This is a genomic window from Bacillus sp. I-2 (assembly GCF_001974945.1).
GTDB classification, from domain to species: domain Bacteria; phylum Bacillota; class Bacilli; order Bacillales; family Bacillaceae; genus Bacillus; species Bacillus safensis.
Map to the genome: position 1 here is coordinate 209997 of NZ_LZRW01000032.1, position 13328 is coordinate 223324.

The following is a 13328-nucleotide window of genomic DNA, read 5'->3' on the forward strand; positions in this document are numbered from 1 at the left end:
CATTTAGTAATATTAATAAAAGATGAGTATGTGCTGATGAACGTGATATATCGTAAGCGTGGATCAGGAAGAGTACGAGCAAGACCCTAAAGAGAGGGAAGCCAAGAGCTGAAAGGTTTCCTAGGATGTACTTGTTTGGAAGGTCGCCTGTGAGCTTAATTTCTTGAATGAACAAGTAGAGAAATTCGGGAGAACCCCGTTATCCTTTAGAGTGTATGGGACACGTGGATGTGTCTCGTGAAAAAAGGTGGTACCGCGAAAAAGCTTTTTCGTCCTTTTATAAGGATGGAAAGGCTTTTTTTATGTTTCATCAGCCGAAAAAATGTGGAGGTTACACAAATGGGAACAAATAATCAAGAAATGCCAACAAAGTACGATCCAAATGCGATTGAAAAAGACCGCTATACGTACTGGCTTGAAGGGAAATTCTTTGAAGCACAAAATGACAAAACGAAAGATCCATATACAGTCGTCATTCCTCCACCAAACGTGACAGGAAAACTGCACCTTGGGCATGCGTGGGATTCTACACTTCAAGACATCGTGACACGTATGAAGCGGATGCAGGGCTATGACGTTCTATGGCTTCCAGGAATGGATCATGCCGGTATTGCGACCCAAGCAAAGGTTGAGGCAAAGCTTCGCGAAGAAGGCGTAAGCCGGTATGACCTTGGCCGGGAGAAATTTGTGGAAGAAACGTGGAAATGGAAAGAAGAATATGCGGACTTTATTCGCAGCCAGTGGGCGAAAATGGGCCTTGGTCTCGATTACTCTCGTGAACGTTTTACTTTAGATGAAGGTCTGAATAAAGCCGTTCGCCAAGTGTTTGTTCAATTGTATGAAAAAGGACTTATCTATCGCGGAGAGTACATCATTAACTGGGATCCAGCGACGAAAACGGCACTTTCTGATATTGAAGTCATTTATAAAGATGTTCAAGGTGCGTTTTATCACTTGAGATATCCGCTTTCAGATGGAACAGGTTCAATTGAAATTGCGACAACAAGACCTGAAACTATGCTGGGGGATACAGCCGTAGCCGTACACCCTGATGACAAACGCTATCAGCATTTGATTGGAAAAACAGTGGTTTTACCAATTACAGGCCGCGAAATCCCAATCGTCGGTGATGACTATGTCGATATGGAGTTTGGCTCAGGTGCTGTGAAAATTACACCTGCTCATGACCCGAATGACTTTGAGCTTGGAAACCGCCACGGGCTAGAGCGTATTCTTGTCATGAATGAAGATGGCACAATGAATGCGAATGCCCTGCAATATAAAGGGATGGACCGCTTCGAATGCCGCAAACAGCTTGTGAAGGATTTACAAGAGGAAGGCATTTTGTTCAAAATTGAAGACCACATGCATTCAGTTGGTCATAGTGAGCGAAGTGGAGCTGTCGTGGAACCGTATTTATCGACACAATGGTTTGTGAAAATGCAGCCGCTGGCAGACGAAGCCATTCATCTGCAAAAAGGGGACGACCAAGTTCAATTTGTTCCAGACCGATTTGAAAAGACATATTTACATTGGATGGAAAATATCCGTGACTGGTGTATTTCTCGTCAGCTATGGTGGGGACACCGCATTCCGGCTTGGTATCATAAAGAAACGAAAGAAGTATACGTTGGACTTGAAGCACCAGAAGATATTGAGAACTGGGAACAGGATAACGATGTGCTTGATACATGGTTTAGTTCAGCGCTGTGGCCGTTTTCTACAATGGGCTGGCCGGATGCAGACAGTGAAGACTTCAAGCGCTACTACCCAACCAACCTGCTTGTAACAGGCTATGACATCATTTTCTTCTGGGTATCCCGTATGATCTTCCAAGGTCTTGAATTCACAGGAGAAAAACCGTTTAAAGATGTCCTCATTCATGGGCTCATCCGCGACGAACAAGGACGTAAAATGAGTAAGTCGCTCGGCAACGGAATTGATCCAATGGAGGTCATCGACAAATACGGTGCGGATTCATTAAGATATTTCTTAGCAACTGGAAGCTCACCAGGTCAGGATCTTCGTTTTAGCTTTGAAAAGGTTGAATCCACATGGAACTTTGCGAACAAAATTTGGAACGCATCCCGTTTTGCTTTAATGAATATGGATGGTTTAACGTATGATGAGCTTGATTTATCAGGGGAAAAATCAGTTGCTGATCAATGGATTTTAACACGCTTAAATGAAACAATTGAAAGTGTCACACAGCTTGCTGACAAGTATGAATTCGGTGAAGTGGGCAGACATTTATACAACTTCATTTGGGATGATTTCTGTGATTGGTACATTGAGATGGCGAAGCTTCCGCTTTATGGAGAAGATGAAGCAGCGAAGAAAACGACTCGTTCGATCCTTGCGTACGTATTAGATCAAACAATGAGACTTTTACATCCGTTTATGCCGTTCTTAACAGAAGAAATCTGGCAGCATCTACCGCATGAAGGCGAGTCCATTACTGTAGCGGCATGGCCTGAAGTGAAGCCGGAGCTTTCCAACGAACAAGCTTCTGCTGATATGAAGCTGCTTGTTGAACTCATTCGTTCTGTTCGTAACATTCGCAGTGAAGTGAACACGCCAATGAGCAAACAAGTTGAGCTTTACATTAAAGCATCTACGTCTGATGTTCAGGAACGTTTAGAGAAAAATCGTTCATATATTGAGCGCTTCACGAACCCAAGTGTTCTTGAAATTGGCACAGATGTCCCAGCTAGTGATAAAGCGATGACGGCAGTTATTTCTGGAGCAGAACTCATTCTGCCGCTCGAAGGCTTAATCAACTTAGATGAAGAAATTGCTCGTCTGCAAAAAGAGCTTGATAAGCTGACAAAAGAAGTGGAACGAGTTCAGAAAAAGCTTGGCAATGAAGGCTTTATGAAAAAAGCGCCTGAAAGTGTCGTAGAAGAAGAGCGTGCGAAAGAACGTGATTATGTCGCAAAACGCGAAGCTGTTCAAAAGCGTATTGAAGAGCTGAAAGCATAAGAGTGAAAAGACGGCTCCTAATGAAATGGAGTCGTCTTTTTTGAAAATTTCGTATGAAATGAGAGATGACATTGTTTACAACCTATCATGAAGCGATTGAGTGGATTCACAGCAGACTGGCCTTTGGCGTAAAACCGGGTCTTGAACGAATGAAATGGCTGATGAACAGACTAGGAAATCCGGAACAAAGCATAAAAGCAGTACATGTTGCAGGTACAAATGGCAAGGGATCAACCATTGCGTTTACACGTTCTGTTTTACAAGAAGCCGGCTATTCAGTCGGAACCTTCACCTCTCCGTTTATACTAACATTCAATGAAAGAATCAGCGTGAACGGAGCGCCTATAGAGGATGAAGAATGGCTGAGTTTGGTGAATGAAATCAAGCCTCTTGTTGATGAACTAGATCAAACAGAGCTTGGCGCAGCAACAGAATTTGAAATCATTACAGCATGTGCATTTGCTTATTTTGCTCATGTGCACCAAGTAGACTTTGTTCTCTTGGAAACAGGGCTTGGCGGAAGGCTTGATTCTACAAATATTGCTGTGCCTATCTTAACAGCGATTACGTCGATTGGTCATGATCATATGGCCATTTTAGGTGACACACTTGAACAGATTGCAGCTGAAAAAGCGGGTATTATCAAAACGGGTATTCCAATGATTACGGCAGTCCACCAGCCTGAAGCTCTTGCTGTCATTCAAAACACAGCCAAAGAAAAGAATGCTGAATGTATTTCATTACATGATACTTGTAGCTTTGATGAGCAGCAGCCGACAGAAACAGGTGAACGTTTCACGTTACGCACATCAAAAAGGCAGTATCCTCAGCTTGAAACAGGATTAATTGGAACGCATCAAAGGCAAAATGCTTCTCTTGCTGTTTTGCTCATTGAATGGCTGGAGCAAGAAGGCTATATTAGCGTGACAGAAGAGCAAATATATGAAGGCATTCGGCAGGCAGTTTGGGCTGGGAGGTTTGAAAAGGTCAAAGATCATCCTCCAGTGTACTTAGACGGCGCACATAATGAAGAAGGGATCGACCGTTTAATTGAAACCGTACAAGCTCATTTTTCTAGTAAACAGGTGCATATATGTTTTAGTGCTTTAAAAGATAAGCCGTACAAGCAAATGATTCAAAAGCTTGAAGCTGTCAGTTCTTCTATCCATTTTGTTTCGTTTGATTTTCCAAGAGCCGAATCAGCTGAGAAGCTTTATGTATGCAGTCAGTTAGACGCAAAGTCGTATGATGATGACCCTCGTACAGTGCTTGAGTTCATTCAGAAAAAAAGTGATGATCCTTCAGCGGTGATTCTTGTGACAGGCTCTCTTTATTTTATTTCAGATATAAGAAATCGTATGATCGGGTAACAAAAAAACGCAAATGGCTTCAATGCCTTTTGCGTTTTTTTCTTTTCATGTGCAGAAGGAAAGTAAAATCATATTTTTGCTATATGCTCAATGAATAGAGTCATGGTAAAATCCGGTCTATCTTATTCTCGGAAGGAGCCACGATATATGATTGGCATTTTTGTGTTTCTTGCAGGCATCACCATGGGGTCGTTCTTTCATCTAGTTGGTGAGAGGCTGTCACTGAAGCGGTCTATTCTTTTTCCTCGTTCTCACTGCACAGCCTGTAAACAGCCGCTTTCCTTGCGTGAGATGATCCCGCTAATTTCGTATGCATTATTGAGGGGGACTTGTAAACATTGCGGCACACGGCTGTCTTTGCTATATCCACTGGTTGAGCTGCTGTCAGGTAGTCTTTTTTTGCTCATATATAGAATCGCTGGTATTTCGTTTGAAGGTCTTTTTCTTGTGATTCTTTGTAGTTTATTTGTGATTGCTGTCGTGAGCGATCTCCTTTATATGAGGGTGCCAAACGAGCTGTTTCTCTTCTTTTTTCCTCTTTTCGTCATATACCGCACGCTTGAACCTCTTCTTATTTGGTGGGAAGGAGCGGCTTCGCTTCTTTTTTGCTTTCTCTTGTTTTATAGTTTAGATCGTTTCAAGCCAAATAGCATGGGTGGAGCTGATATGAAGCTGTTCGGTGTGCTTGCATTTTGCTTTGGCTTAAAGCCATTCCTTCTCATTCTTTTCCTCTCGTGTATCACTGGAATCGTCTATGCGAAGGTTTTTTCTTTTCGATTAGATGAGCCATTTCCCTTTGTTCCTGCGATCTCTTTTTCTTTTTGGCTGTATCTCTATGGAGCTCATGTCATGCTCCCGTTCGCCGGGTCGATCGGTTGAAAAAATTGGCGAACACTTTTTTTCCCTGCCGACAAAAGTCTTGTTCTTTTTTTTATCCGCTATGTTAAAGTGTGAAACAGAAAGAAGGACGGGTTACATTCGCGCTGATTCATTGGACAAAAAGGTCTTTCTTACAAACAATGTCAGAAAGCGGGGAATGACAGTGAAAAAAAGGCAGGCAAAAAAACAAGGGTTAAAAGTCAATATTAATGGCAAAGAAGAAATGCTTCATGAAGATGACCACCAGCCGCCAAAACAGCAAGAGGATGATCAAGTGACGTTTTCGAATTGGGAGGAAAAAAGGCAGGCAGAACAGGAGACAGCTGCATCTGAGGAAGAACCGGCTAAACCGAAAGAAGAAGATTTCCAGTGGGATGATGCAGCTGATCATATCTATCATTCTGACCCAAAGGTCGTCACACCTTATCAAAAGAAAAAAGGTTCCTTTGAAAACAAGTTCGGTAAAAACCGCGGCCCGTTTAAGAGAGTGATGACAACGATTGTGTTTGCAGTGGTTCTTGGGACAGGCCTTGGTGTGTTTGCACTAAGCTTAAGCCAAGATGGTACTCAGAATCCATCAGGGGGAGATATCAGCGTTTCAGCATCCGGAAATCAATCATCAATGAAAGCAGGCGGTGATGCGCCGCCAGCAGATACTGCTGATGATTCAAAAGAGAATAAGGATGAAAAAAGCGCCTCTGGCAGTTTTTCAACCTATGTTGTACAGGCTGGAAAGTTTTCCTCTGAAAAAGGAGCAGATGAATTAGTTGGCAGTTTAAAAGAAGCAGGATATGCGGGGAAAAAGGTCTCGATGGATGATGGCTATTATGTCATTGCCGGGCTTGCGACAGAACAGGGCATGACAAGTGCTGTTGGGAAGAAGCTGATTGATCAGCACTTTGAGGCGTGGGGAGGCAAGGAGCTCTCATTTCAAGTACCGGAGGAGCTGACTAGTTTAATAGAAAAGGCATCTGTTTTATCCTCTAAGGTCATTGCAGGGGATGATGTGGATCAAAAGGACGTTGCGCAGCTGATCTCTGAGCTTGAAAGTGCCAAAACAACGGACGCACCAGCTAAAAGCAGTTTGCTGAAAGCGGTGCAGCTGTTAAATGAACCTACTGCTGAAAACGGATGGAAATCTCAGCAGGCACTGCTTGATCAATTAAATACGTAAAATCATATTTTAAGAAACCAAACTAGTCAAAAAATGACTAGTTTTTTTCTTTTGCATCCAACATAATGATGATGGAACATGAAAAATGAATTTTCGTAAATTGTCGGTAAGATGTACATTTGATAGGATGAATGGGTATCTTACTTCTTAGGCTAAACCCTGAAAGGATGAACAAACATGAACCAATTGATTCTCGCATCTCAATCCCCTAGAAGAAAAGAATTGCTTGATCTAGCAGGGTTTTCTTATGACATTCAAGCAAGTCAATTAAAAGAAGAAATAAATCGAAACTTTTCTCCTGCAGAGAACGTCCAATGGTTGGCAGAACAAAAAGCAAGTGATATTCAAAGATTATATCCCGAAGCTGTGATTATTGGTGCAGATACGATTGTTGCAATTGACGGCAAATGTCTTGGGAAACCAAAAGACAAGGAAGAAGCGGCCTCAATGCTTCAATTATTGTCAGGAAAGACACATCAAGTCTTGACGGGTGTCACGATTCAGTCAGAGAATAGAAAAGAAACATTTTATGAACAGACAGAAGTGACGTTTTGGACACTTACGCAAAATGAAATAGACCGTTATATCGAAACGGGAGAACCGCTTGATAAAGCGGGAAGCTATGGCATTCAAGGAAAAGGCGCACTGTTTGTTCAAAAAATAGATGGTGATTATTTTTCCGTTGTCGGTCTCCCTATTGCCAAAACAGTTAGAGTGCTCGAAACATTTGGAATCACCCCTTTTTGATGACAGGAAGGAATCTAAAAGGAGTGGGCATCATGAACGATTTCCCTATGTTGCTAAAGCATTTTCCTCAAGATGAAAAGCCGAGAGAACGATTTATGAAATATGGTCCCGGCAGTCTGTCAAACCATGAACTTGTTGCGATTCTTTTAAGGACAGGTACAAAAAAGGAATCAGTTCTCCAAATTTCCGCAAGACTTCTGCAAACATTTGGCGGTCTTCGCTCTGTAAGAGAAGCCTCAATTGAAGAAATGTCGAAGATTCGAGGAGTTGGAAAGGCGAAGGCGGTCTCTCTATTAGCTGCTTTAGAACTCGGCACTAGATTACACCATCAAACGACGGACAACCGCTATGTGATCCGTACACCAGAGGATGGGGCAAACTTTGTGATGGAAGATATGAGGTTTTTACAACAGGAAAATTTCGTTTGCTTAAACTTGACATAAATACTAATAAAATTCTATATGAGTGATTATTATTTCACCGTCTTCTTTAGTGAAATTAATATGTTTAATTAGTTCTTGAACAATACTTCTTTTTTCTTCGTTTGTTAGTACAGACCAATTTTCGTTAAACATTTTTACGATCTCTTTCGCACGTTCAATGTCAATTTGTGAATTTTGGTATTCTGATGAATGGGCTTCAGCTAATTCATTTTGAGCGCTTTTAAGCGCTTTTTTTGTTTCATACATTAGTTGCTCAAATTCTTCATCTGTCATTAAATCTAAAGACCAGGCTTTTTGATATTTTTTTCTTTGTTTTTCTAATTTCAAGATTTTTTGATGAACTTTTTCATAATCATGTTTTTTCTCCTCGGGTATTACTGGCTCAAGTTTTGGTGTTACATTTTGCATATATTTCACAAGTGCTTTTTGAAATTTCTTCTCACTTCCCATAATAGAAGGATGCCTATTTTGCGCACAAGTCTGACATCTATAGTTTATATTTTCCACATATTTTTTGTCCTTTTTTCTTAAATAACCTGATCTTTCACTTGCAAGACGATTTCCACAGCTTGCGCAAATGATTTTAGATTGAAAAATGAATACTGAGTAACTATCTCTTTTTTTTACAATTGATCTTTCTTTAAGAATTTCTTGTAAATGATTAAATTCATCTTTTGAAATATACCCCTCATGTGTGTCTTCTATAATTTCATCACCCCATCGAAAAGAACCGTACAGAATAGGATTTTTTAATAAAGTTAATATTGTTCCTGGATGCCAACGATAACCCCTTCTTGGTAGGATTCCTGAATCATCAAGATAATTGGCTATTTGCCGTGTTGAATATCCTTTTTTCACCTTATCAATTATTTCAAGTAAGATTTCGCCTTGTTCGTGATTTTTGACCAGTGATTTTCCTTTTTTAATAAACCCGAATGGAGCAGGAGCACTAAACTGTCCTTGTCTTGCTTTTTCGTTTTGGCCCATCTTCACTCTTTCGCCTAAATTTTCTCTTTCCCATTGCGCCATTGCAGCAACTAAAGTAATAAATAGTCTGCCAGTTGCGGACCCCGTGTCATATACTTCTGTGGCAGAGCGAAAAACCGCATTATACTTATCAAAGTAATCTAATAAAGTATATAGATCACGTACAGAACGTGTTAAACGATCTAACCTATAAACTAGGACAGTATCAATAATTCCTTGTTCTATATGGCGTAATAACAATTCTAAAGATGGTCTATGCGTATCTTTGGCGGATTTACCTTCATCAACATAAAATTTGAAACTGGCCCAACCTTGTGATACACAATAGGCTTTTAATTTTTCTTTTTGAGCAGAAATAGAGTAACCTTCTTTAGCTTGTTCATCGGTTGACACCCTTACGTATATACCTACGCTTTTGTTACTTGAATCTTCCATTTGAAAATTACCTCCATCAAAAATAGAATGTATGTTCGGTTTTTAGGTTAAAAAATTTTAGTTTTTTTGTATGGTAACCATTCTTTAGGTACGTTGTGCATTAAAGCCACATCCGTGAGAGTATAACTTGTGTTTTTGTATTGCTTGAGCAAAGTATCAGGAAGAAGAAGCTCTACGGCAAAAGTGTTTGCTTCAACTTCTATTTTTTCAACAGATAAGAGGGTTTTTTCTCTCATAAAAGGTGTATTAGCATGAGTATGAAGTTGAGCATGTCCCAGTTCATGTCCGCATGTGGCTCGTTTTTCATATGGTTTTAAATTTGAGTTAATAAATATATATCTGTTCCTTCTATCGTATTTATAAAACCCTCTTATTTCGTGATGTAAATCCCACTCATAAACATGAATATTTAATTGTTCAGCGAGTTCAAATGGGTTGTTGGTTTTATATTTCTTTATTAGTGATTGCACAGCTGACTTAATCAAAGAAGACTGACCCCCTGTTAGTCTTTTTTTCTGTATTTATGTGGAATATATTTTTTGTTTATTCTTTGAGTTTGTCGAACAATATGTTCCATAGCCTCCATTAGTGACTCAATAGCTTCTTCGCTCATAGGCTCACCCGAAAAACTTAATCCATCGGTATTTTCCAGGTCTTTCTTTATAGCCTCCATACGTTTGGCAATATCTTTTTCATCACTTTCATTGTAGTTAGCAGCTTCTTCATGTAATAAGTTGTCTGTTTCAACGATTTCAGAAACATGAATATCTAATGCGTCTGCAATTGTTTTTAATGTTGCAAGGCTCGGGTTGTATCTATCTCTTTCTATATCGCCGAGGTAAGAACGGGAAAGGTTAGCCTTATCAGCCAATTGTAATTGGGTTAACTTTCTTTCTTTCCTAAGCATCTTTATTCTTTCTCCAACAGTCATCAAGTCAGTTACCTCCCACACAATACACAGCTTTCATGTACCAACGTTTAATATGAATCTAATTATAATGCCGGAATGTCGGAAATACAATGCTTAAAATGACGGAAATACAAGTAATTTAAAGCAAAATGACGGAAATACAATGTAAATGCTCTTTTTTTCTCGATATTGCTTTTATTTAAACGAATTTGGACTTTTACAAAAAGACGTGAATACCATACAATTTGATCATACCTTAACGGGAGGTGATTACATGCTGGACGGGAAAAAACTTGGAGCGTTAATTCAAAGTAAACGTAAAGAACAACACTTAAAACAAACAGAAATGGCGGAAGCGCTAGGCCTTTCTAGGACTTATCTTTCCGACATTGAAAACGGGAGATACCTTCCAAGTACAAAGACACTTTCGAAAATAGCAATTTTTATAAATTTAGATTTAAATGTATTGAAAATGACGGAAATACAAGTGATTGAGGAGGGTGGATATGATAGAGCTACCGGCGCATGTAGAAGCAAGGCTTTATGAAATTTTCATGGAGTTATCGGTTCCGAGAATCTTAAAACAAGAGGCTTTAGAGAAAGGAGAAAAAAACAATGACAAAAGAAAAGGTAATTGAATTAGCCGCCTTCTTCGCTGAATTTGAACAAAAGATGATTAAAAAGAAACGAACTAAAATAGCCGATTTTTCTAAGAAACAAATGATCAAATGGTGTCATGTTTATTTAAAAATGGAAGGAGCTCAATCATGAACTTGAACCACTTTTTAAAAACTGATCGTGAAAAGGCAGAAAGACTTATTAAATCACTTCACTTTCTTGTTGATGAGTTACTAACCGATGCTATCACCGATCAAGATTTTGAAGGATGTATAGAGATTGCAGGGTCAATTGTTTCAAATTGCGAGGAGCTTAAACGAATGCATCACCCTGAACAAGTTGTGCAGCTGCATGAAATTGCGACTCAATTTTTAAGTAAGGGTTTAAATGTCTCAACTATAAAGAGGCCGACATATGAATCTTGAGCATCCGGTCATTACTGAAATACTTCGCAATGGATATCCAAAAGAGTATCAACAGTATGACCAAGAGCATGGCGATGACACCGAGGAAGAAGATGAATAAAAAAAGCCCACACGGCAATGTGGACTAATTAAACAAAAGCAATTCCATTTTAAATGGAAGTATCAACAAAAGCAAATAAAGGAAGGTGCAATATGAATCCTTTGCAAGACTTTGAACTTAATGAAATTAGTGAACAGCCAGGCAACCGTCCACAATTTGAGATTAATGATATGAACAGTCTAAATTGGGCTTTTCGTAAAATTGCTGCTCTCAAGTCACAAGAAAAAGAAATTAAAGCACTGGCAGCCACAGAAAAGCAGCGTATTGAAGAATGGGAAAGCAAGGAACTGAAACCGATTGAGGAAAATCTAGCATTCTTTGAAAATTTGGTGGGTGTCTATCATACAAAGCAGCTGCAGGAAGACCCGAAGGCAAAAACTCTATCGACGCCTTACGGGAAATCTAAAAGCCGAGCAATTAAAGAACAACCTAAAGCAGTCGATCAGGATCAACTTCTCGAGCATGTGAAAAAAGCTGGCCTGAATGAACTAATCAAAGAAGACATCAAATGGGGCGACTTCAAAAAATCTTTATCTATTAAAGAAATTGACGGTAAGAAAGTTGTCATTGACGAAAACGGACAAGCCGTCCCAGGTGTAGAGGTAGAACCGGCTTCAATCAATTTTAAAGTGGAGGTATAAGCTATGTTTCAAGTAACAGACGCACAGCGTCAAAAGGAAAAAGCAATTGTGGGATTTATCGGTCCGAGTGGTTCCGGAAAAACAGCCGGAGCGCTGCTTGTAGCTTACGGAATGATGCGGGAAGCATATCCAAACGCAAGCGATGAGGAAATCTGGTCAAAGATCGGGGTTGTTGATACCGAGCATCGCCGAGCGAAACTATACGCTAATTTACAATTTGATGAAATTCGCATTGGCAGCTTTAAGCATATTGATTTTACGCCGCCTTACACAACCGAACGTTATCAAATGGCCGTTGAGGCAATTAAGAACGCAGGGTCCGAGGTGGTTGTAATTGATTCACTTTCCCACAACTGGCAAGGAGAAGGCGGAATCGTTGAAACGCATGGCAGCATGTCCGGCAACTCTTTTCAGAACTGGGGCAAACTTGCGCCGGAAACAACCAAGCTAATTAAAACTTTGACACAAAATAATGTTCATATCCTGGCAACAATGAGAACAAAAACAGAGTATGTTGTCGAGCCCGATAACAACGGGAAAATGGCCCCTCGTAAGGTTGGGACCAAGCCAGTTCAAAAAGATGAAATGGAATATGAATTTATGCTTAATTTCACTATTAGCATTGATCATATGGCCGAAACGTCTAAGGATAATACACGCATGTTTGAGGGTTCTTCCTTAAAATTAAATCCTGATGTTGGCCGTAAACTTTACAAATGGCTTGAGCTTGGAATTGATGTAAAAGCAGAGGAAGAAACCGAAAGAATCGGCTTAATTACTCATATTAAAACTTTGATTGAAGGTAACGAGAAGGCAGCTCAAATGATTGAAGAATTTCAGATTAAAGCGAATCAGAAATTGGATCAATGGAATGTCAAACTTGCTAAAGCTGCTATTGAGAGATTAAACGACGTTTTTGAAGTCTTGGGAGGTAATCAAGTTGAAAAATGATTCAAAGCTCGAGACGATTCGAGAACGTGCAGACCTATCAGATGTGCCCTGGTTAATTTCAGAGATTGATAGGTTGAATAGTGGAATAGATAGCGTAATTTATGATTTGCGAAATGAAGACACTAGCGATCCGTATGTATTGGACCAAGTAATTCAAAATCTTGTAACCGTTCTGAACGGTAAATAAAAAAATATGGGGGAATTAAATATGTTTACAGTAGATCACAGCAAAGGCGATACATTTGAACCAATTAAACCAGGAGAATATGAAGCAACAGTGATGCATTTTGAAGAAAAAACAGCAGCGTCAGGCAATAAGCGACTTGTCGTAGATTATGAAATTCGTTCAGATGTTGAACAGCCATGTCAGGGACAGAAAATTTTATATGATAACTTCACAGTTACGGAAAATGCTATGTGGAGATTTCACCAGGCATCAAAAGCCGCAGGTTTTCCAAACGGAATGAAATTCAAAGATCATATCGAATGGGCGAATGCTTTCTTAAATAAACCAGTTCGTCTAGTTGTCGGAGAAAGAGAGCATAACGGGAAAAAATATCCCGAAGTCAAAGGGTTTAAACCATCCGAAGCGTCGGCCCCGGAAAATGATCCAGTGAATATCAGTGACGACGATGTACCTTTTTGATCATAGAAAACACAATTGAG

The 13328-nt window shown here is 39.8% G+C and carries 15 protein-coding genes, 1 pseudogene and 1 other annotated feature; of the genes and pseudogenes, 13 read left to right on the forward strand and 3 right to left on the reverse strand.

Annotated features, from left to right (window positions below; all coding sequences use genetic code 11):
* The first annotated feature begins 50 nt into the window (after positions 1 to 50).
* Positions 51 to 280, forward strand: a binding site (T-box leader).
* A gap of 59 nt (positions 281 to 339) precedes the next feature.
* The 6 genes and pseudogenes from BAE31_RS10035 to BAE31_RS10060 form a co-directional block, all read left to right on the forward strand.
* Positions 340 to 2982, forward strand: a complete 2643-nt coding sequence (locus BAE31_RS10035) for a valine--tRNA ligase (protein WP_041107091.1) — start codon at positions 340 to 342, stop codon at positions 2980 to 2982.
* Between the two features lie 65 nt (positions 2983 to 3047).
* Positions 3048 to 4352, forward strand: a complete 1305-nt coding sequence (locus BAE31_RS10040; RefSeq protein ID WP_076840347.1) for a bifunctional folylpolyglutamate synthase/dihydrofolate synthase — start codon at positions 3048 to 3050, stop codon at positions 4350 to 4352.
* A gap of 147 nt (positions 4353 to 4499) precedes the next feature.
* A complete protein-coding gene (locus BAE31_RS10045; protein ID WP_024427839.1) occupies positions 4500 to 5231 on the forward strand; it encodes a prepilin peptidase in 732 nt (243 codons plus the stop codon).
* A gap of 157 nt (positions 5232 to 5388) precedes the next feature.
* The gene (locus tag BAE31_RS10050; RefSeq protein WP_226014647.1) at positions 5389 to 6405 is read left to right on the forward strand and encodes an SPOR domain-containing protein; all 1017 of its coding nucleotides are present in this window, start codon (positions 5389 to 5391) and stop codon (positions 6403 to 6405) included.
* Positions 6406 to 6582: 177 nt separating this feature from the next.
* Positions 6583 to 7152 carry a Maf family protein gene (locus tag BAE31_RS10055; RefSeq protein ID WP_024423165.1) on the forward strand — a complete coding sequence of 190 codons (570 nt, stop codon included), beginning with the start codon at positions 6583 to 6585 and terminating at the stop codon, positions 7150 to 7152.
* Between the two features lie 47 nt (positions 7153 to 7199).
* Positions 7200 to 7589 (forward strand): annotated as a pseudogene (locus tag BAE31_RS10060) (UPF0758 domain-containing protein); the annotation flags it as partial.
* 9 nt (positions 7590 to 7598) lie between these two features.
* Here BAE31_RS10060 and BAE31_RS10065 read toward each other — a convergent pair.
* The 3 genes from BAE31_RS10065 to BAE31_RS10075 are packed head-to-tail and all read right to left on the reverse strand — an operon-like array spanning position 7599 to position 9948.
* On the reverse strand, positions 7599 to 9017 hold the full coding sequence (locus BAE31_RS10065; protein WP_076840348.1) for a recombinase family protein: 1419 nt from the start codon (positions 9015 to 9017) through the stop codon (positions 7599 to 7601).
* Positions 9018 to 9064: 47 nt separating this feature from the next.
* Entirely contained in the window at positions 9065 to 9502 is a 438-nt protein-coding gene (locus tag BAE31_RS10070) for an ImmA/IrrE family metallo-endopeptidase (RefSeq protein ID WP_076840349.1), read from the reverse strand.
* Positions 9503 to 9519: 17 nt separating this feature from the next.
* Positions 9520 to 9948 carry a helix-turn-helix domain-containing protein gene (locus tag BAE31_RS10075; protein ID WP_047946298.1) on the reverse strand — a complete coding sequence of 143 codons (429 nt, stop codon included), beginning with the start codon at positions 9946 to 9948 and terminating at the stop codon, positions 9520 to 9522.
* Between the two features lie 253 nt (positions 9949 to 10201).
* On the opposite strand from BAE31_RS10075, the gene BAE31_RS10080 reads away from it, so the two are divergent.
* The 7 genes from BAE31_RS10080 (at position 10202) to BAE31_RS10105 (ending at position 13308) form a co-directional block, all read left to right on the forward strand.
* Entirely contained in the window at positions 10202 to 10474 is a 273-nt protein-coding gene (locus tag BAE31_RS10080) for a helix-turn-helix transcriptional regulator (protein WP_076840350.1), read from the forward strand.
* A 68-nt stretch (positions 10475 to 10542) separates the two neighbouring features.
* Complete coding sequence (locus BAE31_RS19655; RefSeq protein ID WP_170871289.1) at positions 10543 to 10698, forward strand: hypothetical protein; 156 nt, start codon at positions 10543 to 10545, stop codon at positions 10696 to 10698.
* Positions 10695 to 10970, forward strand: coding sequence for a YqaH family protein (locus BAE31_RS10085; protein WP_076840351.1), 276 nt, complete (start codon positions 10695 to 10697; stop codon positions 10968 to 10970). The genes BAE31_RS19655 and BAE31_RS10085 overlap by 4 nt, the downstream gene beginning before the upstream one ends.
* A gap of 192 nt (positions 10971 to 11162) precedes the next feature.
* Positions 11163 to 11711, forward strand: a complete 549-nt coding sequence (locus tag BAE31_RS10090; RefSeq protein ID WP_076840352.1) for a host-nuclease inhibitor Gam family protein — start codon at positions 11163 to 11165, stop codon at positions 11709 to 11711.
* Positions 11712 to 11714: 3 nt separating this feature from the next.
* The gene (locus BAE31_RS10095) at positions 11715 to 12662 is read left to right on the forward strand and encodes an AAA family ATPase (RefSeq protein WP_076840353.1); all 948 of its coding nucleotides are present in this window, start codon (positions 11715 to 11717) and stop codon (positions 12660 to 12662) included.
* On the forward strand, positions 12652 to 12849 hold the full coding sequence (locus BAE31_RS10100) for a hypothetical protein (RefSeq protein ID WP_073206656.1): 198 nt from the start codon (positions 12652 to 12654) through the stop codon (positions 12847 to 12849). Before BAE31_RS10095 ends, BAE31_RS10100 begins: the two co-directional genes overlap by 11 nt.
* 21 nt (positions 12850 to 12870) lie before the next feature.
* Positions 12871 to 13308 (forward strand): DUF669 domain-containing protein, encoded by a 438-nt coding sequence (locus BAE31_RS10105; RefSeq protein ID WP_076840354.1) that lies wholly within the window; start codon positions 12871 to 12873, stop codon positions 13306 to 13308.
* Positions 13309 to 13328: the final 20 nt, after the last annotated feature.